The 22,323-nt window shown below is 35.0% G+C and carries 18 protein-coding genes; 15 read left to right on the top strand and 3 right to left on the bottom strand.

Features of this window, described 5'->3' with window-relative positions:
• Nucleotides 1-33 precede the first annotated feature (33 nt).
• The 3 genes from CQ022_RS10025 to CQ022_RS10015 all read right to left on the bottom strand — a co-directional run bounded on the left by CQ022_RS10025 (nt 34) and on the right by CQ022_RS10015 (nt 3,123).
• Nucleotides 34-1,692: a ribonucleoside-diphosphate reductase subunit alpha gene (locus CQ022_RS10025; RefSeq protein WP_068944408.1), complete on the bottom strand. Its 1,659-nt coding sequence runs from the start codon at nt 1,690-1,692 to the stop codon at nt 34-36.
• A 56-nt stretch (nt 1,693-1,748) separates the two neighbouring features.
• Entirely contained in the window at nt 1,749-2,039 is a 291-nt protein-coding gene (locus CQ022_RS10020) for a hypothetical protein (RefSeq protein WP_105681263.1), read from the bottom strand.
• A 109-nt stretch (nt 2,040-2,148) separates the two neighbouring features.
• Nucleotides 2,149-3,123 carry a ribonucleotide-diphosphate reductase subunit beta gene (locus CQ022_RS10015; RefSeq protein WP_041461620.1) on the bottom strand — a complete coding sequence of 325 codons (975 nt, stop codon included), beginning with the start codon at nt 3,121-3,123 and terminating at the stop codon, nt 2,149-2,151.
• Nucleotides 3,124-3,547: 424 nt separating this feature from the next.
• Between CQ022_RS10015 and CQ022_RS10010 the strand changes: the two genes are divergently transcribed.
• The 15 genes from CQ022_RS10010 (at nt 3,548) to lhgO (ending at nt 22,294) form a co-directional block, all read left to right on the top strand.
• A complete protein-coding gene (locus CQ022_RS10010; RefSeq protein ID WP_034699055.1) occupies nt 3,548-4,237 on the top strand; it encodes an ABC transporter ATP-binding protein in 690 nt (229 codons plus the stop codon).
• A gap of 108 nt (nt 4,238-4,345) precedes the next feature.
• A complete protein-coding gene (locus CQ022_RS10005; RefSeq protein WP_105681262.1) occupies nt 4,346-4,702 on the top strand; it encodes a four helix bundle protein in 357 nt (118 codons plus the stop codon).
• Between the two features lie 130 nt (nt 4,703-4,832).
• Complete coding sequence (locus CQ022_RS10000; RefSeq protein ID WP_105681261.1) at nt 4,833-6,062, top strand: ABC transporter permease; 1,230 nt, start codon at nt 4,833-4,835, stop codon at nt 6,060-6,062.
• Nucleotides 6,063-6,130: 68 nt separating this feature from the next.
• Nucleotides 6,131-7,402 (top strand): ABC transporter permease, encoded by a 1,272-nt coding sequence (locus CQ022_RS09995; RefSeq protein WP_105681260.1) that lies wholly within the window; start codon nt 6,131-6,133, stop codon nt 7,400-7,402.
• Between the two features lie 114 nt (nt 7,403-7,516).
• Nucleotides 7,517-8,728, top strand: coding sequence for an efflux RND transporter periplasmic adaptor subunit (locus CQ022_RS09990; RefSeq protein ID WP_185126796.1), 1,212 nt, complete (start codon nt 7,517-7,519; stop codon nt 8,726-8,728).
• Between the two features lie 124 nt (nt 8,729-8,852).
• Nucleotides 8,853-9,419: a hypothetical protein gene (locus CQ022_RS09985; RefSeq protein ID WP_105681258.1), complete on the top strand. Its 567-nt coding sequence runs from the start codon at nt 8,853-8,855 to the stop codon at nt 9,417-9,419.
• 56 nt (nt 9,420-9,475) lie between these two features.
• Entirely contained in the window at nt 9,476-11,002 is a 1,527-nt protein-coding gene (locus tag CQ022_RS09980; protein ID WP_105681257.1) for a glycosyltransferase family 39 protein, read from the top strand.
• A gap of 209 nt (nt 11,003-11,211) precedes the next feature.
• Entirely contained in the window at nt 11,212-12,117 is a 906-nt protein-coding gene (locus tag CQ022_RS09970) for an NAD(P)/FAD-dependent oxidoreductase (protein WP_105681255.1), read from the top strand.
• A 361-nt stretch (nt 12,118-12,478) separates the two neighbouring features.
• On the top strand, nt 12,479-13,744 hold the full coding sequence (glyA, locus tag CQ022_RS09965; RefSeq protein WP_105681254.1) for a serine hydroxymethyltransferase: 1,266 nt from the start codon (nt 12,479-12,481) through the stop codon (nt 13,742-13,744).
• A 57-nt stretch (nt 13,745-13,801) separates the two neighbouring features.
• Nucleotides 13,802-14,260 (top strand): regulatory protein RecX, encoded by a 459-nt coding sequence (locus CQ022_RS09960; RefSeq protein ID WP_105681253.1) that lies wholly within the window; start codon nt 13,802-13,804, stop codon nt 14,258-14,260.
• 357 nt (nt 14,261-14,617) lie between these two features.
• Nucleotides 14,618-16,546 carry a polysaccharide biosynthesis protein gene (locus tag CQ022_RS09955; protein WP_105681252.1) on the top strand — a complete coding sequence of 643 codons (1,929 nt, stop codon included), beginning with the start codon at nt 14,618-14,620 and terminating at the stop codon, nt 16,544-16,546.
• Nucleotides 16,547-16,585: 39 nt separating this feature from the next.
• A complete protein-coding gene (locus CQ022_RS09950; RefSeq protein ID WP_105681251.1) occupies nt 16,586-17,410 on the top strand; it encodes a polysaccharide biosynthesis/export family protein in 825 nt (274 codons plus the stop codon).
• Nucleotides 17,411-17,417: 7 nt separating this feature from the next.
• Nucleotides 17,418-19,802, top strand: a complete 2,385-nt coding sequence (locus CQ022_RS09945; RefSeq protein WP_105681250.1) for a GumC family protein — start codon at nt 17,418-17,420, stop codon at nt 19,800-19,802.
• Nucleotides 19,802-21,097, top strand: coding sequence for a nucleotide sugar dehydrogenase (locus CQ022_RS09940; RefSeq protein WP_105681249.1), 1,296 nt, complete (start codon nt 19,802-19,804; stop codon nt 21,095-21,097). Before CQ022_RS09945 ends, CQ022_RS09940 begins: the two co-directional genes overlap by 1 nt.
• Nucleotides 21,098-21,103: 6 nt before the next feature.
• Entirely contained in the window at nt 21,104-22,294 is a 1,191-nt protein-coding gene (gene lhgO / locus CQ022_RS09935; RefSeq protein WP_105681248.1) for an L-2-hydroxyglutarate oxidase, read from the top strand.
• Nucleotides 22,295-22,323 lie beyond the last annotated feature (29 nt).

Below are 22,323 nucleotides of genomic sequence, written 5' to 3'. Positions count from 1 at the left end.
CTTTTGTAAATATAGCGTGTTTATTACTTGGTCCTATGCCTCACAGCTTGAACATGAAACGAAGTTAACCATCATTTCTTTTGAAACGGATGAACTTCTTTGGTAGTAAAGCGTTTTTACTCCTTTTTTCCAAGCTTCAATATAAAGATAGTTTACATCTTTTACAGGCATTGTAGAAGGAATCTGAAGATTCAGTGATTGTGCCTGGTCAATGTATTGCTGTCTCTGTGCTGCCTGAGAAATAATCTCCATCGGAGAAATTTCTTTGAATGTTTTGAATACTGCTTTTTCTTCAGGAGTAAGCTCATTCAGGTGTTGTACCGATCCGTGGTTCAACATGATGGTTCTCCACGTTTCTTCATTATCCAGTCCTTTTTCTTTCAAAAGTTTTGCCAGGTATTTGTTCTTACGCATAAAGTTTCCTTTAGCAAGACCTGCTTTATAATAGTTTGAAGAGAAAGGCTCAATTCCAGGGGAAGTTTGTCCCAGGATTGCAGAACTTGAAGTGGTAGGAGCGATAGCCATTGTGGTGGTATTTCTTAATCCATATCCTTTCAATACGTCCGGTTCTCCATAGATGTTGGCAAGTTCTCTTGAAGCTTGCTCAGCCTGTTCTTTAATATGTCTGAATGCTCTTGCATTGAACTGAGTTGCTTCGAAGCTTTCAAACGGAATCATATTTTTCTGTAAATAAGAATGGTATCCTAAAACTCCTAATCCAAGAGCTCTGTGACGCATGGCGAAGTTTCTTGCTCCCTGCAGATAATAATTACCTTCAGTTTTGTCAATAAACTCAGATAATACAGCATCCAGGAAGTATACTGCTAATTTTACAGCATCTGTATCTTTCCACTCATCGTACAATTCAAGGTTCATGGAAGATAGACAGCAGATGAAAGATTCTTCCATTGTGGATGGAAGCATGATCTCAGAACAAAGGTTACTTGCGTTCACCGTCATTCCCAAATCTTTATACACCTGAGGTTTATTTCTGTTTACGTTGTCTGTGAAGAAAATATAAGGAAGACCTTTTTGCTGACGGCTTTCCAATACTCTTGCCCAAACTTTACGTTTCTCCATATCACCGTCAATCATATCCTGCATCCAGTAATCGGGTACACATACTCCGGTAAACAGGTTCTGAATCGGGCTACCGATATCTTTAATGGATAAAAATTCTTCAATATCTCCGTGGTCAATATCTAAGTAAGCAGCAAAAGCACCTCTTCTTACGCCTCCTTGAGAAACAACATCCATTGCCGTATCGAAAAGCTTCATGAATGAAACTGCTCCTGAAGATTTTCCGTTATCCGTTACAGCGGTTCCTCTGTTTCTCAATTCTCCGAAATACCCTGAAGTACCTCCTCCGATTTTAGTCTGCATGATTACTTCACCCATTTTGTGAGTAATACCTTCAATGCTGTCCGGAATGTGAGCGTTGAAACATGAGATAGGAAGACCTCTTTCTGTTCCCATATTCGCCCATACAGGAGAAGAGAAACTGATCCATCCTTTTGTGATCATTTCTTTGAATGCAGGTTGAAGTTCAGGTTTGTATAACCTTTTTGCAGCGGCAGTGGTAATTCTGTCGATAGCTCCGTCTACCGTTTCACCTTTCAACAGATATCCTCTGTTCAGCATCTGCTCAGACTCTTCATTGAGCCACCATATATTTGAATTTTGCTCTTCCATAGATGTTATATTTTCGAATTCCGGAATGAGAGAATCACTCCGGAATTTTGTTTTTTTTATATTATTGATTGTAAAAGTTCTACTTTGTGGGAACCGTTCAGTCCGCTTTCATCTCTTAATCTCTGAAATTCTTTAAAAGACGGAACATTCAAAACTTCATGCTGAACTTCTTCATTGATGTAGTTTGAATAATGTACAAAAGTAACACCATCTTCCTTTACATAAACTTTATATTCAAAGGTGGAAGGATTTAAATTTTTGAAATCTTCCAGAAACTTTTGGATATTGGTTTTATTGTTTGGAACAAATTCGGGGTTTACCGTATAGGTTACAATTACATTGATCATTTCTTTTGTATTTGTGCTTTATTCATGAACAGCAATTCCACTATATTGTCAGAAAAGGGTAATCCTAATACTGACTGCTTTGACGCTCGCTTCGCTCGCGCCCTCCGTATTAAAACAAATCGTTTGCAGTAATACTCTTATCGTGCTTCGTATAGTCTACAGGTCTTTTTGCAAAGAAATCATCTAATGAATTGGCAAAAACTTCTTCCTCGAACCATACCATTGGTCTGTATTGTTCAGGGGTGATGTTGTATCTTGTTTTCATATTGATTTTCTTCAAGCTGTCATCTACACGGTATTTCATGAAGTTAAGAAGATCTTCTTTAGAAACGTTGTCGATTTCTCCCAATTCAAAGATCCAGCTAAGGATATCCCCTTCTCTTGCGATAGACTCGTCTACTAAGGTGTAGATATCTTCAATATCGCTGTCTGTTAATAAGTCAGGTTGTTCCTCACGGATTTTGTTGATCAGGTAGATTCCTGCATTCGCGTGAATTTGCTCATCTACTGAAGTCCATGCGATGATATTGGAAACATTTTTCATGAATCCTTTGAATCTTGTGAAAGAAAGGATAATCGCAAACTGCGAGAAAAGAGACACATTTTCCACTAAAATACTGAATAACAATAAAGCAGAAACATACTCTTTCGGAGTCGCAGAATTAGCATGCTTTAACGCATTTCCTAAGAACTCGATTCTTCCTTTTACAGCAGGAATTTCGATTACGTTAAGAAACTCGTCGTTATATCCTAGTACCTCTAATAAACGGGAATATGCTTCAGAATGGCGAAACTCGCACTCTGCAAAAGTAGATCCTAATCCATTGAATTCCGGCTTTGGTAGGTGGTTGTATAAATTCCCCCAGAATGTCTTTACAGACACCTCGATCTGTGCAATGGCTAACAGCGCATTTTTCACAGCATGCTTTTCATGTGGTTCCAACTGCGAATGAAAATCCTGAACATCTGCAGTAAAGTCCACTTCCGAATGCACCCAGAACGATTTGTTGATGGCTTCTACAAACTGAAGAACCTCCGGGTATTCAAATGGCTTATAGCTTACTCTTTTATCAAAAATTCCCATATTAAATATCTTTATAATTAAATAATTTAGATCCTTGTGGATAACGTTCCGGAAATACTTAACTTTTTGTTTATCTGTAAGTTGTGAATTAAAGTTATTCACTTCTCCAAATTCATATTTCTTGTAAAGAACTAATAGCAAAGTTCGAAAAAAAGAACTGATTTTGAAAGAGCTAAATACTAATAGGCTGACTTTTAGCCTGAAAAGTTTTCCACATTTACATGAAAGGGGCTCGAATAATAGGCTGGACAGCAATCCTGGGGATAAATAGATGGAAATACTAAGTTACGGTTAAACAAAATATCGTAAAGTGTTATTAATAAAGGGCTGTGGTGTTAAACAAAAAAATATTTGAATAAATTTTTATTCTTGTAACAATTTGAAAATATCATCTACTTATTGGGTATAAAACATACATCACTTAATGTTAGTAATTCAGGATTTAAATAAGTCATACGATACAGGGAAAAGCAAACTTCATGTCCTTAAAGGAATTAATCTGAATATTTCTGAAGGAGAGTTTGTTTCTATTATGGGGAGTTCCGGTTCCGGAAAATCTACACTTCTTAATATTATTGGTATTCTGGATGAAAAAGATTCAGGAACCTATGAATTGGATGGAGTTCCTATCGAACATTTATCTGAAGTAAAAGCTGCGGAATACAGAAGTAGGTTTTTAGGATTTATTTTTCAGTCTTTTAACCTTATCAATTATAAAACGGCTTTGGAAAATGTAGCCCTTCCTCTGTACTATCAGAATGTACCGAGAAAAGAGCGAAACCAGAAAGCGATGGAATACCTGGAGAAAGTAGGATTGGCACAATGGGCCAATCACCTTCCAAGTGAACTTTCCGGAGGACAGAAACAGAGGGTAGCTATTGCAAGAGCTTTAATTACCGATCCAAAAGTGGTGCTGGCAGATGAACCGACGGGAGCACTGGACTCCAAAACCACTCATGATATTATGAAGCTTCTTCAGGATATCAATAATGAAGGAAAAACTATTATCGTGGTAACCCACGAACCGGATGTTGCTGCACAAACCAAAAGAAATGTAGTACTGAAAGACGGGATTATTGAAAGTGATGAGTTTATTAAGCAGATTGTATTATAAGTGAATGGTCAATGGTCAATGGTCAATTTTGCTTCGCAAATGAATTTTACAATGAGGAGGACAAATAATTTATAACACACACACAAATGAATATGAAAAAAAATAAAAATGTTTTTAAATCTAAACCATTATAAGCTTGATGTTTATCAGTCAGCCAGAGAATTAAGAATAGAATGTTATAAAATTTTATCAAAAATTCCGGATAATGAAAAGTTTAATATAATCGACCAGATAAGGAGAGCTTCTACTTCTGTAGTATTAAATATTACTGAAGGATGTTCAAGAAAATCTGAACTGGAAAGGAAAAGGTATTTTGAAATTGCCAGAGGATCGGTTATTGAGTTGGATTCTTGTTTTGATATTGTTATAGATTGTAATTATATTGAAAGACAAGGATTGACAAAAATTGAAAATTTAATAAAAACAACATTTATTTTATTGAGTAAAATGTTGAAAAGAGATTAGAAATGTGAAAAGTAATTAGGTCGTAATTAAAGTCTGCTGAAGAATAAAATTGACAACAACGTTAATTGACTTCGAAGAAAATTGAGAGCGGAGCTAATTGACTTTTTTACAAAGTAAAAAAATAAAAACTATGTTTGACCTAGATCGTTGGCAGGAAATATTCAGTTCTATCCGGAGTAATGTACTTAGGACGGTGCTTTCAGGCTTTACTGTAGCTTTGGGACTGTTTATTTTCATTGTACTTTTTGGAATTGGAAAAGGACTTCAGAATGCATTTTCTGAAGGGTTTGCAGGAGATGCTAAAAATCTTATTATTTTTTCTACAGGAAAAACCTCTTTAGCATATAAAGGTCTTCAGTCTGATCGAAGTATAACAATGAATAACTCAGACTATGACTTTTTAATTAATGCAGATAAGGAAAAAGCCGGACCTTCCAGCCCGAGATATACTGCCAGTTTAATGGTGAAATATGGAAAGGAAAGTGGTCTTTATCAGATTAATGGGGCTGAACCAGGAGAGCAAGTCATTGAAAACAGAAAAATGATTGATGGCAGGTATCTGACGGCTATGGATTTGGAAAGGAAATTAAATGTTGCGGTTATTGGAAGAATGGTTCAGAGGGATTTGATCAAAAATGGAAGTCCGATAGGAAAAGAACTCGATATTAATGGAACGATGTATAAGGTTATTGGAGTTTTTTCAGATGATGGAGGAGATCGGGATGAAAGACATATTACTGTCCCCATTACGACTTTACAGCAGATGAAGAAAGGCTCTGATACAGTAAATATAGCCTATATTACCTACAATGATAAACTGACTCCGGAACAGGCCATTAAATATGGTGATGAACTTAAAGATAAACTAAAAGCGAGAAAAAGTGTTTCTCCTGATGATGAAAAAGGGATACGGGTATGGAATAATGCCCAAAACATGAATGATACATTTATGTTTATGGCGGTTCTTACAGCAATTGTTGGATTCATTGGTCTAGGGACGCTGCTTGCCGGAATTATTGGGATCAGTAACATTATGGTGTATATCGTAAAAGAAAGAACCAAGGAGATCGGAGTACGAAAGGCTATTGGGGCAAAACCAAGCGGCATTGTAGGTCTGATTGTTCAGGAAAGTGTTGTAATCACAGTGGTATCCGGACTTATTGGAGTAGGAGTTGGAGTTTTAACATTGAGCCTTATCGGCGATAGTCTTGAAGAATTCTTCATCAAAAGTCCAAGCGTAGGCTGGGGAGCCATTATTATGGCATTCATTGCCCTGATTTTCTCAGGATTAATTGCAGGATTTGTTCCGGCATACAGAGCTTCAAGAATCAAACCGATCGAAGCATTGAGAACAGAGTAATTTACAAAAAAAGATAAACGGATTAATGAAATTCATAACTCATAATTTATAACTTATAATTCAAAAAGGTGAATATCATATTTAAAAAAGATACTTGGCAGGAGATCTATTATTCATTGAGGAATAATAAACTCCGAACATTTCTTACCATGATCGGCGTAGGATGGGGAATGTTTTTGTATGTAAGCCTTCTTGGAGCAGCAAAAGGAATGGAGAATGGTTTTGATAAATTATTTTCCGGTTTTGCCACCAACTCAATATTTCTTTGGGCACAGAAAACCTCTATTCCTTATGAAGGATTTCCTAAAGGACGGGAAGTTCACCTGAACTTGAACGACATGGAAATGCTGAAAAGAAAAGTGACAGCAATAGACTATATATCACCACAAAATGCAAGAGGAAGCTTTACGGGAACACCGGGAGAATCTATGTCCAGAAACGGAAAGAACGGAACCTATTCGCTTACCGGAGACTACTCTGTAGGAAATAAAATTTCAGAAAAGAAGCTGATCTTCGGACGCTATATCAATGATGCCGATGTTTCAGGAAATAAAAATGTAGTAGTGATCGGAGAAGAAATTTATAAAAACTTCTTTGATGCCAAGAAAAAAGAAAATCCCATTGGGAAATCAATCAATATTAAAGGGTTATTCTTTAATGTAATTGGAGTTTTCAGAGTGAAAAAAGGAGGAGGATTTGAAAATGACCAAACGGCTTTCATTCCACTTTCTACCTATACAAAAATGTATAATGCAGGAGATCAGATTGACTTGTTTGCTATTGTCAGTAAGCCCAATGCCAATGTGAACTCTGTAGAAGAAGATGTAAAGCAGGTTTTAAAAACAAAAAATAAAGTTTCACCTGAAGATACCAATGCTTTCGGAAGTTTCAACCTTGGAAAAGAGTTTAAAAAACTGACAGGTTTTCTTACGGGAATGCAGTTGTTAACAATTATCGTGGGGACACTTACCATTTTGGCGGGAGTAATTGCCATTTCGAATATCCTGTTGATTACCGTAAAAGAAAGAACCAAAGAAATCGGGATCAGAAGAGCATTAGGAGCGAAACCGGCAGAAGTAAGAAATCAGATTTTGCTGGAAAGTGTGGTCATCACACTCTCCTCGGGATTATTAGGTTTTATGTTTGGGATTTTTGTGCTGATGATTCTTAATGCAGTTACCCAGGGACAGGATTCATTTCCTTTCTATAATCCGACAGTCAACTATGGGAATGTATTTGCTGCGATGGCTGTAATGGTGATTCTGGGACTGATAATCGGGATGATTCCTGCACAGAGAGCTGTAAAAATCAGACCTATTGAAGCATTAAGAACAGAGTAATTAATTTGACGATAAAACAATTTGAAAATAAAGATAAATGATTAATAAATGTACAGAATCAATCTTTTAATCTTTAAATTTTTCAATCTATTTAATAAAAAATAAACTATACATATGAAAAAGAAATTCACCTGGAAAAAAGCCATTTATATTGTGTTGGGGCTTTTATTTGCAGTGGCATTGTTCTCGGGGCTTGGCTATCTTATAAAATCAAACTCTAAAGAAGGTGAGGAGTTCCTTACCCGTAAACCTACTGTCCAGAATATGGATGATAAGGTAATGGCGACAGGAAAAATTGTTCCCAAAGAAGAAATTGAAATTAAACCCAATATTGCAGGGATTATAGATAAAATCTTAGTAAAAGAAGGAGATAAAGTAGAAGTAGGACAGTTGATTGCTACCGTTAAAATCGTTCCAAGCATCTCTGAAGTAAACGCATCTCAGCAGGAAGTTCAGAATGCGCAGATTCAGATCAGCAATGCTCAGATGAATGTAGGAAATATGCAGAAGCAGTTTGAAATGCAGGAAAGACTATACAAGCAGGGAGTAGCCTCTAAACAGGAGTATCTGAACGCTCAGCAGCAGTTGTTTTCTCAACAACAAACTTTGAAAAATGCTCAACAGCAATTGAATACTGCTCAAAAAAGATTACAGATCGCTAAGACAGGAGCAACTCCTGAACTTAAAGGGCAGGGATTAGCAACTACTGAGATCCGTTCCAAAGCTTCAGGTACTGTACTTGAAGTTCCGGTAAAAGCAGGAAGCCAGGTAATTGAAGCCAATAACTTTAACGCTGGTACTACAATCTGTTCCGTAGCAGATCTGAATGTTCTGATCTTTAAAGGTGAAATTGATGAAGCACAAGCTGGAAAACTGAGTGAGGGAATGGATATGAACATCGTAATCGGTGCTCTGCAAAACAAAACTTTCCCTGGAAAACTGACCATGATTGCTCCTAAAGGAAAAGATAATGCAGGAACAATCAAATTTCCGGTAGAAGGGAACGTAACTAATCCTAATAATGAGTATATTAGAGCAGGTTTTTCTGCAAACGGTGAAATTGTTTTAAGTTCTCAGAAAAATGCTTTATTATTGGATGAGTCTTTAGTTCAGTATGAAAAGAAACAAGGAAAAGATGTAGCTTTCGTAGAAGTAAAACAAAAAGATGGGAAATTCAAGAAAGTATATTTGAAATTGGGAGCAAGTGACGGTATCAACGTTCAGATTCTTCCAGGATCAAATATCACAAAAGAAACTGAAATAAAAGTTTGGAATCCGTCTGATAAAGACAAAGAAGAACTAAAAGAAAAAGCGAATAAAAAATAATAAACTACACTATACACTTTTAAACTGTGAATCCTGGAGAATTTTGTTCTCCGGGATTCTTTTTTTATGTCAAAACCGTTTACAGGAGTAAATTCCTATATTTGAATCAGATAAACCCATAAAAATGTGCAGATACGCTGCGAAAACTTATAAATCACACTATGTATGTTTTAAATGCCGAAAATCATTTAAACAACCTGATAGTGCGGATATCTTACGTCGGATTGAAAAAGAGAAAATATATCATGAACCCGATGGGAAATCAATTCGTAAGATAGGATACGTTTTTACAAAAGCAGAAACAAAAGAGTTACAGAAAATTGTTTCAGAGATTGAAAACAGAACGATAAAATGTCCTGAGTGCGCAAGTGTCATGGCTGATCTTGGAAAAGATTTCAAGGCCCCTAAAAAAACAGCAGTCAAAGAATGGAAAATCATAGAAAGTCTTTTTAAAACTGGAAAATGCTTTCATAGCTGTGGCTGCGATGGAATAGGCTATATTCCTAAAAATCCTAAAGACTACGAAACATACCTGAATGATATTTTAAAAACGTATCAGGAATATTTAGCGGCCTGTCAGAAGACTCCTATGGAAGAATGTCCTAAAAAGATGGAAGAAATTAAGTATTGGTCTGGCAATATTCAGAAGATTAAAACTGAAATTATTAATAATAGCTTTGAAATAATGTAAGTGTAACAAAAAAGAGATTTAGACTGTCTTACTTTTAAACTCCAAACGATACCTCTATGAAAAAAGACTACTGGATTCTGATTCTTTTTATCATTGCCAAGTTTGCACTCCAATACTCACTGATAAGTCCTGAGTATGAGCTGCACAGAGATGAATACCTGCATCTTGATCAGGCAAACCATCTTGCATGGGGATATCTCTCAGTTCCTCCGGTTAATTCCTGGCTGGCCTGGATGATTAAAATGCTGGGGAATTCTATATTTTGGGTTAAATTTTTTCCAGCTTTATTCGGAGCTTTAACCATTGTGCTGACATGGAAGATCGTTGAAGAACTTAATGGAAGACTGTTTGCTAAAATACTTGCCGCTTCAGGAATTCTGTTCTCAGTACTTCTCAGGGTAAATATGTTGTTTCAGCCAACGTCTTTAGAAATTTTTCTGTGGCTGTTTCTTTATTATAGTTTGATTAAATATTTTGATTCCCAAAAAGTAAAATGGATTTATATAGGAGCCGTTATTTTCGGAATTGGAATATTAAACAAATACAATATTGCTTTTTCACTATTGGGGCTTGTTCCTGCATTATTATTAACAGAGCAGAGAAAGATTTTTATGCAGCCCCATGTGTATTGGGCATCGCTTTTAGCTTTAATTATCATTTTTCCTAACCTTCTCTGGCAGTATCAGAATCAGTTTCCGGTTATTCATCATATGAAAGAGCTTTCAGAAAAACAGCTTGTCCATGTAAATAGGATGGATTTTATGAAATCTCAGGTATTATTCTTCATTGGAGCTGCCTTTGTAATAATTGCTGGATGGGGAGCACTGTTGTTGTATAAACCTTTTGAGAAATTCAGATTTTTCTTCTGGAGTTATATCATTACGATCACCCTGTTTTTGTTTTTTAAAGCAAAAGATTATTATGCAATAGGACTTTATCCCGTATATATTGCTTTTGGAGCTGTTTTTCTTGGAAATGTATTTGAAAATGGCTGGAAGAGATTCTTGAAACCTGTCAGTATTCTCATTCCTGTACTATTATTTCTCCCTTTATATCATGTCGCCTTTCCAAATAAAAGCCCCGAATATATTGAATCCCATCAGGAACAGTACAGGAAATTCGGACTACTTCGCTGGGAAGATGGAAAAGACCATCCTTTGCCACAGGATTTTGCCGATATGCAGGGCTGGAAAGAGTTGGCTCAAAAAGTTGATAAAGAATATTCTGAACTGTCAAAGTCCGGAAATACCATGGTATTATGTGATAATTACGGACAGGCAGGAGCCATTAATTATTATTCAAAAATTGGTGTAAAAGCAATGTCATTTCATGCAGACTATATCAATTGGATAGATTTGAGTAAAAAATATAAAAATGTTATAAGGGTAAAAGATGCTCCCGAAGCAGGAAAAGAACTGAATGAATCCGGTTCTTTCTTTGAAGTTGCCCGATTAAAAGATTCCATTGCCAATCCATATGCAAGAGAAAGGGGTACCGCAATTTTCAGTTTGCAGGGAGCTAAAATAGATGTCAATAAAAGAATTCAGGACGAAATTGATGAGATTAAAGATGAATGGAAATGATAGCAAAGAAATACTAATTGGTTTAAATGATCAAAGAAATAGATAAAAAACATTATTGCAACTTTATTGCATTAGTAAATTTTATGCTAACTTTGCACTATCAACTATCAACTATCAACTATCAACTATCAACTATCAACTATCAACTATCAACTATCAACTATCAACTATCAACTATCAACTATCAACTATCAACTATCAACTGAACTATGGAAAACAAAAACTTTGATGTCATTATAATAGGAGGGAGCTATTCAGGATTATCAGCAGGAATGTCATTAGGAAGATCTTTAAGAAATATTCTCATTATTGATAACGGAAAACCTTGTAACAGGCAGACTCCTCATTCTCATAATTTTGTGACCCACGATGGCAAAACACCCGCAGAAATTGCAAAGCTGGCAAAAGAAGATGTAGAAAAATACAGTACGGTCAGGTTTTACAATGGAACAGTGGTGAAAACAGAAAAAACAACTGAAGGTTTTGAAATTGAAACTTCATCCGGTGAAAAATTTCAGGCTAAAAAACTGATCCTGGCATCAGGAGTAAAAGATCTTATGCCGGATATTCCCGGATTTGCAGAATGCTGGGGAATCTCTGTTATACATTGCCCGTACTGCCATGGCTATGAAGTGAAAAATGAAGTAACCGGGATTCTTTCCAATGGAGACATGGCCTACGAATTTTCTAAACTGATTTTTAATCTGACCAAAAGCCTCACCTTATTCACCAATGGAAAAGCTGTTCTTACTGATGAACAGATTGAAAAACTGAAGCAGAATAAAATCATTCTGAACGAGGAGGAAATTGGAGAAATAAAACATGAAAACGGATCCATTCAGAAAATTATTTTCAAAAACGGAAAAGAAGTTCCCTTACAGGCGTTATATGCCAAAATTCCTTTTGAACAAAATATCAATGTATCCGATGATCTGGGATGTGAACTGACAGAACAGGGGTTTATTAAAGTAGATATGATGCAGAAAACAAATGTTCCCGGGCTCTTTGCCTGTGGAGATAATGTGACCATGATGCGTTCTGTAGCCAATGCAGTTGCACAGGGAAGTTTTGCTGGTGCTGTCGTAAATAAAGAGCTTTCTGATGAAGAATTTTAATAGCTTTCTTATTTAAACTTTAAAAAACCGCAAAAGTCACAAAAGTTTTCATTTTAAAACAATTTAGTTCATTTAAGTAAGTTTAAAATGAGTCCGCAGAAAAGTTTCACATAAGATGAAAATCAAAGATTTTTATGAAACTAAGGTGTACTTTATGCATAAATTTGGGGCCTATAAAATTTAAGTATTTAAACTTTTGGGTCTTTTATGGTTAAAATAACCAATGTAAAAGTTGATACGGTTTTAATATAAAAGGAGGTGTTTTTTTATTTTTTAGTGTTTAAAAATCATTTTTTCCATAGAGAAATCTCAACGAAAATTCCGTACATTTGGGGTGAAAATTTCAAAAACTAAAAGTAAAATGGATATTATTTTCGACCTGATTGAAAAGGAAAGACAAAGACAAACTCATGGATTAGAGCTTATCGCATCAGAAAACTTTGTTTCTGAAAACGTGATGAAAGCAATGGGAAGTGTACTGACAAATAAATATGCTGAAGGATATCCCGGAAAAAGATATTACGGAGGATGTGAAGTAGTAGATGAGGTTGAAACTTTAGCAATTAACAGAGCTAAAGAGCTTTTCGGAGTAGACTATGTGAATGTTCAGCCACATTCCGGTTCTCAGGCGAATGCTGCCATTTATCTTGCCGTTTTGAAGCCAGGTGATAAAATCATGGGGATGGACCTTTCAATGGGAGGACACCTTACTCACGGTTCTGCAGTGAATTTTTCTGGTATTCAGTATAACGTAGTTTCTTACGGAGTTCAGCAGGAAACAGGTCTTATTGATTATGACCAAATGAGAGAAGTTGCACTAAGAGAAAAACCAAAAATGCTTATCGCAGGTTTCTCAGCATATTCAAGAGATTTGGATTATGCTAAATTCAGAGAGGTAGCAGATGAAGTTGGAGCAACTCTTTGGGCAGATATCGCTCACCCGGCTGGATTAGTAGCAAAAGGATTATTAAACTCACCATTCGAACACTGTCATGTAGTAACTACCACTACTCACAAAACCCTTAGAGGGCCACGAGGAGGGATGATCATGATGGGTAAAGATTTTGAAAATACATACGGCCACAAAACTCCAAAAGGAGAAATCAAAATGATGAGCCAAGTATTGGATGGTGCTGTATTCCCAGGTATTCAGGGAGGGCCGCTTGAGCATGTGATTGCTGGTAAAGCGGTAGCTTTCGGTGAAGCCTTAGATGTACAGTTCGAAACATATGCAAAACAGGTTAAATCTAACGCTCAGGCATTATCAAAAGCGATGATCGACAGAGGGTTTGATATCGTAAGTGGAGGTACAGACAATCACTTGATGCTGGTAGACCTTAGAAATAAAGGAGTAAACGGTAAGGAAACCGAAAAAGCATTAGTACTTGCTGATATTACTTGTAACAAAAACATGGTTCCTTTTGATGATAAATCTCCATTTACAACATCTGGGATCAGATTGGGAACTGCAGCCATTACAACAAGAGGATTGAAAGAAAATGATATGGATACTATTGCCGGATTGATTTCTGATGTAGTAGACAATATCAAAAATGAAGAGGTTCTTGGATCTGTAAGAAAAAAGGTAAACGAATTAATGGAAGGTAAAGCTCTGTTTAATTACTAACAGGCATTCCAATATCATATAAAGAATGAGCAGTCTGCTCATTCTTTTTTTATTCAAATGGAAAAGAAATCTTATACTTTTGACGAAATTAAACAGAAACTGGTGAATTACTGTGTTTATCAGGATCGTTGTCATGCAGAAGTGGAGCTGAAGATGAGAGAGTTTCTCCTTATTGAGGAAGCAAAAGAAGATATTATTTTATTTCTCCTGAAAGAAAATTATCTGAACGAAGAAAGATTTACCCGAAGCTATATCAGAGGTAAGTTTTACATCAAGCACTGGGGAAAGACCAAAATTAAAATGAATCTGAAGCAGAAACAGATTTCTGAAAGGTTAATCAGCTCATGTTTTGATGAGATTGATGATTCAGACTATGAGAAGACGATCAGAAAGATTTTTGAAGATTACTATTCCAGACAAACTGGCTTGAAAGAATATCAAAAAAAAACCAAAACAATAAAACATTTAATGAGTAAAGGTTTTGAATATGAAAAAATAATTGATATTTTTGACTGAATATTAACGAATTTAAAAAAAAACTTGACTTATGACTTTTCGTAAAAAAACAATCAGTTCATTGAAAAAGATTGATACATAAAGATTTAATAAATAATTTTTTTAAAAACAGCTAAAATAAAGAATATTCACAAATAAATGTCATTTTTATAAGTATTCTTATGGTATGATTTTTGTCGGTGGCTTTAGCTGTATCGCAATGAAATTGTTAGATTTTATAAATATAACATCAAATTTATTTTTGATTTCAGCATATTGAAATAAATTTATTTTACTTTTGTATGATTGTATCGGAATTATCTTTGATTGGATAGTTAGATATTATACCTTAATTAAATATGAACACCAATATAGACAATGTACAATTCTCTTAGAAAAACAATATTTGGAGGGGATAATGTTGTCAATCTCTCAGACGTAAGATATCTTCCAAGATGGATAATTCTTGTAATAGACATTATTATCCTAGTCATATCTTTATTTCTTTCTACTTACATTATCGCAAGAATTACCAAGCAGGAATTTATCTACCATGATGATAAAAGTTTAATTTTCGCTTTTATTATTCTCGTAAATGCTGCTTTTATGTATGTCTTCAAGACCTATGCCGGTATTATTCGTCATTCAACATTTATAGACTTATTTAAGCTTCTGATATCCTGTTTTTGCACAATGCTGACTATCGGAACAGTAAATATTTGCTATTTCTGGACCACAGGAAGTAAGTTCATCCTTACTCCTTATCTGATGCTTTATTTTGTAATTTCATTTATGGGATTATTCCTTTTCAGATTATATGTGAAAGAGTTTTTCCATATTGTAAGGGAGTACAGAAGAAGTGCACTGAAAAAAAGAATCCTGGTATTGGGAATTGATGAACAATCTATTGCCATTGCACGCGCTATTCTTGATAATCCGAGCCTGCCTTATCAGGTAGTGGGCTTTTTGACACAAAGAACAGATTCTAAAAGGGCGTCTCTGCTAGGAAAGCCTATTTATGAAAAACAAAAAATAGAAGAAAACTCCAAAGAAGATCTTATTATTGATGGTGTCCTCATTGTTAAAGAGATGATGGCCAGAGATGAGATGAATTCATGGGTGAATTTATTCTTAGAGAAGGATCTTAACGTCTTTAAAGCACCGTCTGTACAAAAATTGAGAGACAGTGATTTGGGTGGATCGATTAGAAATCTTCAAATTGAGGATTTATTAAATAGAAAACCTATCAAAATTCAGAACGAAAAGGTTAAAAGCAGACATTCTGATAAAACAGTACTTGTAACCGGTGGGGCAGGATCCATAGGAAGTGAAATTGTAAGACAGGTTGCTCTTTTCAACCCTTCTTTGATTGTTATTCTGGATCAGGCAGAAACACCGCTTTATGAAATTGAACTTGAAATGAGAGAGAAATTTCCTCATATTCCTTTCAAATTTGTTTTAGGAGATGTTTCCAATCATCACAGAATGGAATCCCTGTTCCAGACCTATAACTTCTCAATGGTATACCATGCAGCAGCTTATAAACATGTTCCTCTGGTAGAAGAAAATCCTCATGAAGCCATTTTTGTTAATATATTAGGCTCAAAGATTGTTGCAAAGCTATCTAGCAAATATAAAGTGAACAGGTTCGTAATGGTATCTACAGATAAAGCTGTAAATCCAACTAACGTAATGGGAGCTTCAAAACGAGCTGCAGAACTTTTTGTTCAGTCCCTTCAAAATGTAGAAGGTAACGTGACCAAGTTTATTACCACAAGATTTGGAAATGTATTAGGATCCAACGGTTCTGTGATTCCCCATTTTAAAAAGCAAATTGAAGCTGGAGGTCCTGTAACCATTACGCATCCGGAAATTGTAAGATATTTCATGACTATTCCTGAGGCCTGTGAACTTGTACTTCAGGCCGGAACAATGGGAGAAGGAGGGGAAATTTTTGTCTTTGATATGGGTGAACCCGTTAAAATTATTGATCTTGCAAAAAGAATGATAAAGCTATCAGGATTCGAACCTAATATTGATATTAAGATCATTTATACAGGATTGAGACCTGGGGAAAAGCTGTATGAAGAACTCTTGAGTGATGATGCAAAAACACTTCCCACTCATAATGACAAAATCATGATCTCCAAAGATCCTTCTATGGGATTCACAGAAATAGATACGCTTACTAAAGAAATTACTAAAGCATCTCTTAGAAGAGATAAAGTAGAAGTAGTAAGGATTCTTAAAACAATAGTTCCAGAATTCCGAAGCAATAATTCAATTTATGAGGCTCTAGATAAATAGAAAAAATATAAATGTATATTTGCACAATTTAACAATATAATGAAAGGAAAAATATTAGCAGTAGTTTTGGCATCCTCATTAGTGATTTCCTGTAAAGTGAATCCCAATGCTAAGAATGATTTAAATTATATGCAGAATATAGAACAGGTTGCAATCAGTGCCTCTGCTAAAAATTCAGCAAATACAATCCAGGTAGGAGATCAGCTTATTATTCTGATCACTGCAAAAGATATGGATGTTGTAAAGCCTTTTAATCAGAATTATTCTTCATCAGAACTTATCCAGACCAATGCAATAGCAGGAGGAAATACTCCTAATCAGGGCTCTACAATTATGTCGGGACCAACATATATTGTAGATGCAAATGGAAATATTGACTTTCCAATATTGGGGAAACTGAGTACATCAGATAAAAGTTTGACAGCCTTCAAAGATGAACTAAGGGAAAAAATGACGAAATACGTTATTAATCCAACAGTTAATATAAAACTTGCTAACTTTAAAGTTACCATATTAGGGGAAGTAAACAGACAAGGAGACTATGTAGTAGCAAATGGACAGGCAACGATCTTAAATGCATTAGGGATGGCCGGCGATTTGACTCAATATGGAAAAAGAGAAGATATATTGGTTGTCAGAACTGAAAATGGGGTTGTTTCTCACGGCCGTATTAACCTTCAGGATGCTAATTTGATAAATTCTCCATATTACAATCTGAAGCAAGGCGATGCTATTATTGTTTCTTCAAACAATACAAAAGATGTTATAGCAAAACAGAATCCCAACACAGGACTTTATCTGACCGCCATTTCTATTGCGGTTACAGCAGTTGCCGTAGTAGTAAGTTTATTTAATAAGAAATAAAAAATTGATGGATAACCAATCTTCACAATTTTCTGAAGTAGAAAACAACTCAAATAAAATTAATTTTAGCGAAATAGTCAAACCATACTTAAGGAGATGGCCATGGTTTATTTTTTGTGCTATGATAGCTTTAACTATAGGCTATTTTGCAATAAAATTTATGACACCAGTCTATTATGTTGAAACAACCTTACTTATAAAAGATTCCAAAAATTCATCTTCAAATAATGATTTAGGAGTTCTTTCTGATTTATCAGGATTGGGAGGAATGAAAACTAATAGTATTTCCAATGAGATTGAAGTCTTGAAATCAAAAAAACTGATGAGGGATGTGGTTATCAATAAAAACCTTCAGACCAATGTCATTGTTAAAGGAAAAGTAAGCCGAGTTGAGCTTTATAAAGAATCTTCTCCTATTGAAGTAAAAGTTGTAAATGAGAAAACATCCAAAAGTGCAAATAACCTTATTAATGTAGAATTAAAAGGAGAGGAAATCTCGATACATTATGAAGGACAAAAAAAGGATATTGTTTCTGGTTATGGAAGAATGATAAGTCTTCCCTTTGCTAATATTATCATCACTAAAAATGCAGGATATAACCCTAAAGCATCCCCTAATGTTGATAAAAAGAATTTAGAATTAATCGTATCATCGGTTGAAGCGAAGGTTAATTCTTTAACAGGGGCTCTTAGCGTTGATTTAGCGAATAAAGAAGCCACTGTACTTAGGCTTTCAATGAATTACCCGGTAGTTTCAAAGGCACAAGATATTCTTAATTCATTAGTTATTGCTTATAATAATGATGCTATTTTGGATAAAAACCAAGAGTCTAAAAAGACATTGGATTTTATTGAAGACAGAGTAAGAAAACTTTCAGTAGAACTTGGCCAGGTTGAAAATGAAAAAGAAAGTTTTAAATCAAAAAATAATCTTACTGATCTTGAAACCGAAGCTAAAATAGATCTTGAAAGTTCTGCAGCAGCTCGTGGAAAGCAACTGGATCTTGATGCACAAATAGAATTGACAAATTCTTTGATTGCTTTCATGTCGAAACAAGGACAATATCAGGTTTTACCAGTAAATATTGGACTAAATAATCCTGAAGCTGCTTCAGGGATTACTTCCTATAACCAATTAATATTGCAAAGAGCAAGGTTGCTGGAATCTGCAACTACAGAAAACCCTTTAGTTATTGAGGCTAGTAAACAAATAAATGCAATGCGTACCTCTGTGGTTCAAACCCTTCAAAAAAATAAGGACGGATTAGAACTTGCCAAAAATGAATATGTAGGAGAACAAAACAAAGTAACAGGAAAAATAGCCAGAATTCCTTCTATAGAGAAAATATTTAGAGGAATAGAAAGACAACAAAAAATTAAAGAAAACCTTTATTTATTACTATTACAGAAAAGGGAAGAAACAGCTATCGCACAATCCATTACAGCACCAAAAGCAAGAGTAATCGATACGGCTTATGCTTTTGCAAATCCTGTAGCACCGAAGACCCAAGCGATCTTATTTGCTTCATTATTTCTTGGATTACTTGTTCCTTTTATTATTATTTACATGTTGCAATTATTTAATAATAAAGTGGTTACGAAACATGATCTTGAAAAGCTGGTGCATGCACCTATTATTGCTGAATTACCAAGTCTTGAAAAAGGAGATTCTGAAATAGTAAAAATGAATGATATTACTCCTATGGCGGAAGCATTCAGAATTCTTATTACCAATATGAATTTCATGCTTTCAAAGGAGAAAAAAGGAAAAGTTGTATTTGTTACTTCAACAGTAAAGGGAGAAGGAAAAACATTTACTTCGGTGAATTTAGCTTTAACACTGGCAAACCCTAAGAAAAAAGCAATTATCATCGGATCCGATATCAGGAATCCTCAGCTTCAAAGATATAATCCTGCAAGAAAAGGACTTGCCGGACTTACAGAATATCTTTATAATGATGAGACTAAACTTCAAGACATCATTCATGTATCATCTTTTAACCCTTATCTGGATGTAATTTATTCAGGAATGATTCCTCCTAACCCAACAGAATTGTTATCCAACGGACGTTATGAGAGCCTTCTAAGCGAATTGAAAGATAAATATGAATATATTATTCTTGATACCGCACCATTGCTTCTTGTAACAGATACTTTCCTTATTGCCGAACTTTCTGACATCACCATTTATGTCTCCAGATCTAAATACACAGAAAAGGCATTATTAGATTTTGCCAATAGCAATATCGATCAGAAAAAAATCAAAAATGTAGGATTTGTGCTTAATGATGTAAGCAGGGAGAATTTAGGATATAGCAACAAATATGGTTATGGTTATAACCAGCATACAGAACAATCTTGGTTTCAAAAAATAAAAAATAAACTTAGTTAATGATAACACCATATAAAATAGCGGTTATAGGCCAGGGTTATGTAGGTCTTCCTTTATCTCTTGAATTTGCAGATCACTATCCTGTTTTTGGTTTTGATATTAATGCACAGCGTGTTGACCAGCTTAATAACGGGAAAGATATAACGCTAGAAGCCGATGTTGATAAACTAAATAACGGACTGAAAAAATATACGGAATCCAATGGTTCTTTAGGCTATAAAGCAACAAGCCTGCTGTCAGATATTTCTGAAGCTAATGTATTCATTGTAACAGTTCCTACCCCTATTGATAAATATAATGCTCCGGATCTGAATCCATTGATTTCTGCCTCAAAAATGTTAGGAGAAATTATCAAAAAAGGGGATATTATTATTTATGAATCTACAGTTTTTCCTGGATGTACAGAAGAAGAATGTGTACCGGTTCTTGAAAAATATTCAGCACTTAAGTTTAATGAAGACTTTTTTGTAGGATATTCTCCGGAAAGAATTAATCCGGGAGATAAAGTAAATACCCTTACAAGTGTTAAAAAAGTAACATCAGGTTCTACGGAAAAAATTGCTGAAGAAGTAGATCAACTCTATAAGAAAATTATTACTGCAGGAACCCATAAAGCACCTAGCATTAAAGTTGCCGAAGCCTCAAAAGCTATTGAAAATGCACAGAGAGACGTTAATATTTCTTTTGTTAACGAACTCGCTTTAATTTTTGATAGAGTAGGTATCGATACCAATGATGTATTGGAAGCGGCAGGAACAAAATATAACTTCCTTAAATATAAACCGGGATTAGTAGGCGGACACTGTATTTCCGTAGATCCTTATTATCTTGCCCATAAAGCAGAGCAGTTAGGGTACCACCCGGATGTTATCTTATCAGGTAGACGTGTAAACGACTCTATTGCAAAATTTGTTGCAGCTAAAGTAGTGAAGCTTCTTATTGCAAAAGGAGGGGTGATCAAAAACTCTAATGCCTTGATTTTAGGAGTTACCTTCAAAGAAAACTGTCCGGATGTCAGAAATACTAAAGTTGTAGATATTTATAGAGAACTTGCTGACTACGGAGTAAATGTTGATATTTATGATCCATGGGCTAGTAAAGAGGAAGTAAAACATGAATATGGAATTGATATTCTGGATGCTCTTGAAGAAGGAAAAAAGTATGATTCTTTAGTAATTGCAGTATCTCATAACGAGTTTCTGGAAATGGATCTGGATCAGCTTAAAAAAGAAAATGCCGTGGTTTTTGATACCAAAGCATGTTTAGACAGAAATCTGGTAGATGCAAGATTATAACAGATAATGAACTATGATATTATAATCATTGGTGCAGGTTTAGTAGGATTGGCTACAGCCTATCAGACTCAACTGAAAAATCCTGATTCTAAGATTTTAATTTTGGAAAAAGAAAACGATGTTGCATTGCACCAATCGGGACACAACAGCGGAGTAATCCATAGTGGAATCTATTATAAACCAGGCAGTCTCAAAGCAAAAAATTGTATTGAAGGGTATAACTCGGTCATTAATTTTGCTGAAAAATACGGAATACGATATGACCTTTGTGGGAAGATAATTGTAGCGACTTCACAGGAAGAATTACCCCTTTTAGATAATATTTATAAAAGAGGAGTTGAAAACGGTCTACAGGACTTAAAATACCTTTCAAGAGAAGAGTTCCGTGAAATTGAACCCCACTGTGAAGGAGTAAAAGCAATCAAAGTTCCACAAACCGGAATTATTGACTATCCGGGAATAGCCAAAAAAATAAAAGAGCTTTTTGAAGAATTAGGAGGAGAAGTAAGATTTAATAATGAAGTAAAAAATATCATTGATAAAGGATCTGAAATTATTGTAAACACCAATATTTCCGAATTTAAAACCAAAAAGCTGATTTCTTGTGCAGGATTGTATTCCGACAAGATAACTAAAATGACCAACGAAAAAAACGATGTGGTCATTATTCCTTTCAGAGGAGAATATTATAAAATTAAGGACGAAAAAAAATATCTGGTAAAACATCTTATTTATCCAGTACCTGATCCTAGTTTTCCATTTCTTGGAGTCCACTTTACCAGAATGATTGATGGTAATATTGAAGCTGGACCCAATGCTGTTCTGGCATTCAAAAAAGAAGGATACCATTTTTTTGATTTCAATTTCAACGAGACCATGCAGACTATGCTATGGCCAGGATTTAGAAAAATTGTAGCAAAATATGGAAAAACGGGAATGGGAGAAATGCACCGTTCACTTTCCAAATCTGCATTTACAAAAGCACTTCAGAAACTTTTACCGGAAATACAGGAAAGTGACCTTGTAGTAGGAGGCTCAGGAGTAAGAGCTCAGGCTTGTGATAGAAATGGAGGACTGATTGATGATTTTGATATCGTGAAAAATGGAAATATTATTCACGTTAGAAATGCTCCTTCTCCAGCAGCTACTTCCTGCCTTTCTATAGGAAATAAAATAAGTGAGCTTATCATGAATTAAAAAATGCACCTCTACGTGCACTCAAAAAA

Source organism: Chryseobacterium culicis (assembly GCF_002979755.1).
Classification (GTDB): Bacteria; Bacteroidota; Bacteroidia; order Flavobacteriales; family Weeksellaceae; genus Chryseobacterium; species Chryseobacterium culicis_A.
Note: the sequence above shows the minus strand (reverse complement) of the source record. Positions and strands in the feature narration are given on the sequence as shown.

Excerpts from the sequence above, each read along its gene's own strand:
- lhgO (WP_105681248.1), top strand. The coding sequence starts at position 21,104 with ATGAACTATGATATTATAATCATTGGTGCAGGTTTAGTAGGATTGGCT.
- CQ022_RS09945 (WP_105681250.1), top strand. The coding sequence starts at position 17,418 with ATGGATAACCAATCTTCACAATTTTCTGAAGTAGAAAACAACTCAAAT.
- CQ022_RS09990 (WP_185126796.1), top strand. The coding sequence starts at position 7,517 with ATGAAAAAGAAATTCACCTGGAAAAAAGCCATTTATATTGTGTTGGGG.
- CQ022_RS09970 (WP_105681255.1), top strand. The coding sequence starts at position 11,212 with ATGGAAAACAAAAACTTTGATGTCATTATAATAGGAGGGAGCTATTCA.
- CQ022_RS09985 (WP_105681258.1), top strand. The coding sequence starts at position 8,853 with ATGTGCAGATACGCTGCGAAAACTTATAAATCACACTATGTATGTTTT.
- CQ022_RS10010 (WP_034699055.1), top strand. The coding sequence starts at position 3,548 with ATGTTAGTAATTCAGGATTTAAATAAGTCATACGATACAGGGAAAAGC.
- glyA (WP_105681254.1), top strand. The coding sequence starts at position 12,479 with ATGGATATTATTTTCGACCTGATTGAAAAGGAAAGACAAAGACAAACT.
- CQ022_RS10005 (WP_105681262.1), top strand. The coding sequence starts at position 4,346 with ATGTTTTTAAATCTAAACCATTATAAGCTTGATGTTTATCAGTCAGCC.
- CQ022_RS10025 (WP_068944408.1), bottom strand. The coding sequence starts at position 1,692 with ATGGAAGAGCAAAATTCAAATATATGGTGGCTCAATGAAGAGTCTGAG.
- CQ022_RS09980 (WP_105681257.1), top strand. The coding sequence starts at position 9,476 with ATGAAAAAAGACTACTGGATTCTGATTCTTTTTATCATTGCCAAGTTT.
- CQ022_RS10000 (WP_105681261.1), top strand. The coding sequence starts at position 4,833 with ATGTTTGACCTAGATCGTTGGCAGGAAATATTCAGTTCTATCCGGAGT.
- CQ022_RS10015 (WP_041461620.1), bottom strand. The coding sequence starts at position 3,123 with ATGGGAATTTTTGATAAAAGAGTAAGCTATAAGCCATTTGAATACCCG.
- CQ022_RS10020 (WP_105681263.1), bottom strand. The coding sequence starts at position 2,039 with ATGATCAATGTAATTGTAACCTATACGGTAAACCCCGAATTTGTTCCA.
- CQ022_RS09960 (WP_105681253.1), top strand. The coding sequence starts at position 13,802 with ATGGAAAAGAAATCTTATACTTTTGACGAAATTAAACAGAAACTGGTG.
- CQ022_RS09955 (WP_105681252.1), top strand. The coding sequence starts at position 14,618 with ATGTACAATTCTCTTAGAAAAACAATATTTGGAGGGGATAATGTTGTC.
- CQ022_RS09950 (WP_105681251.1), top strand. The coding sequence starts at position 16,586 with ATGAAAGGAAAAATATTAGCAGTAGTTTTGGCATCCTCATTAGTGATT.
- CQ022_RS09940 (WP_105681249.1), top strand. The coding sequence starts at position 19,802 with ATGATAACACCATATAAAATAGCGGTTATAGGCCAGGGTTATGTAGGT.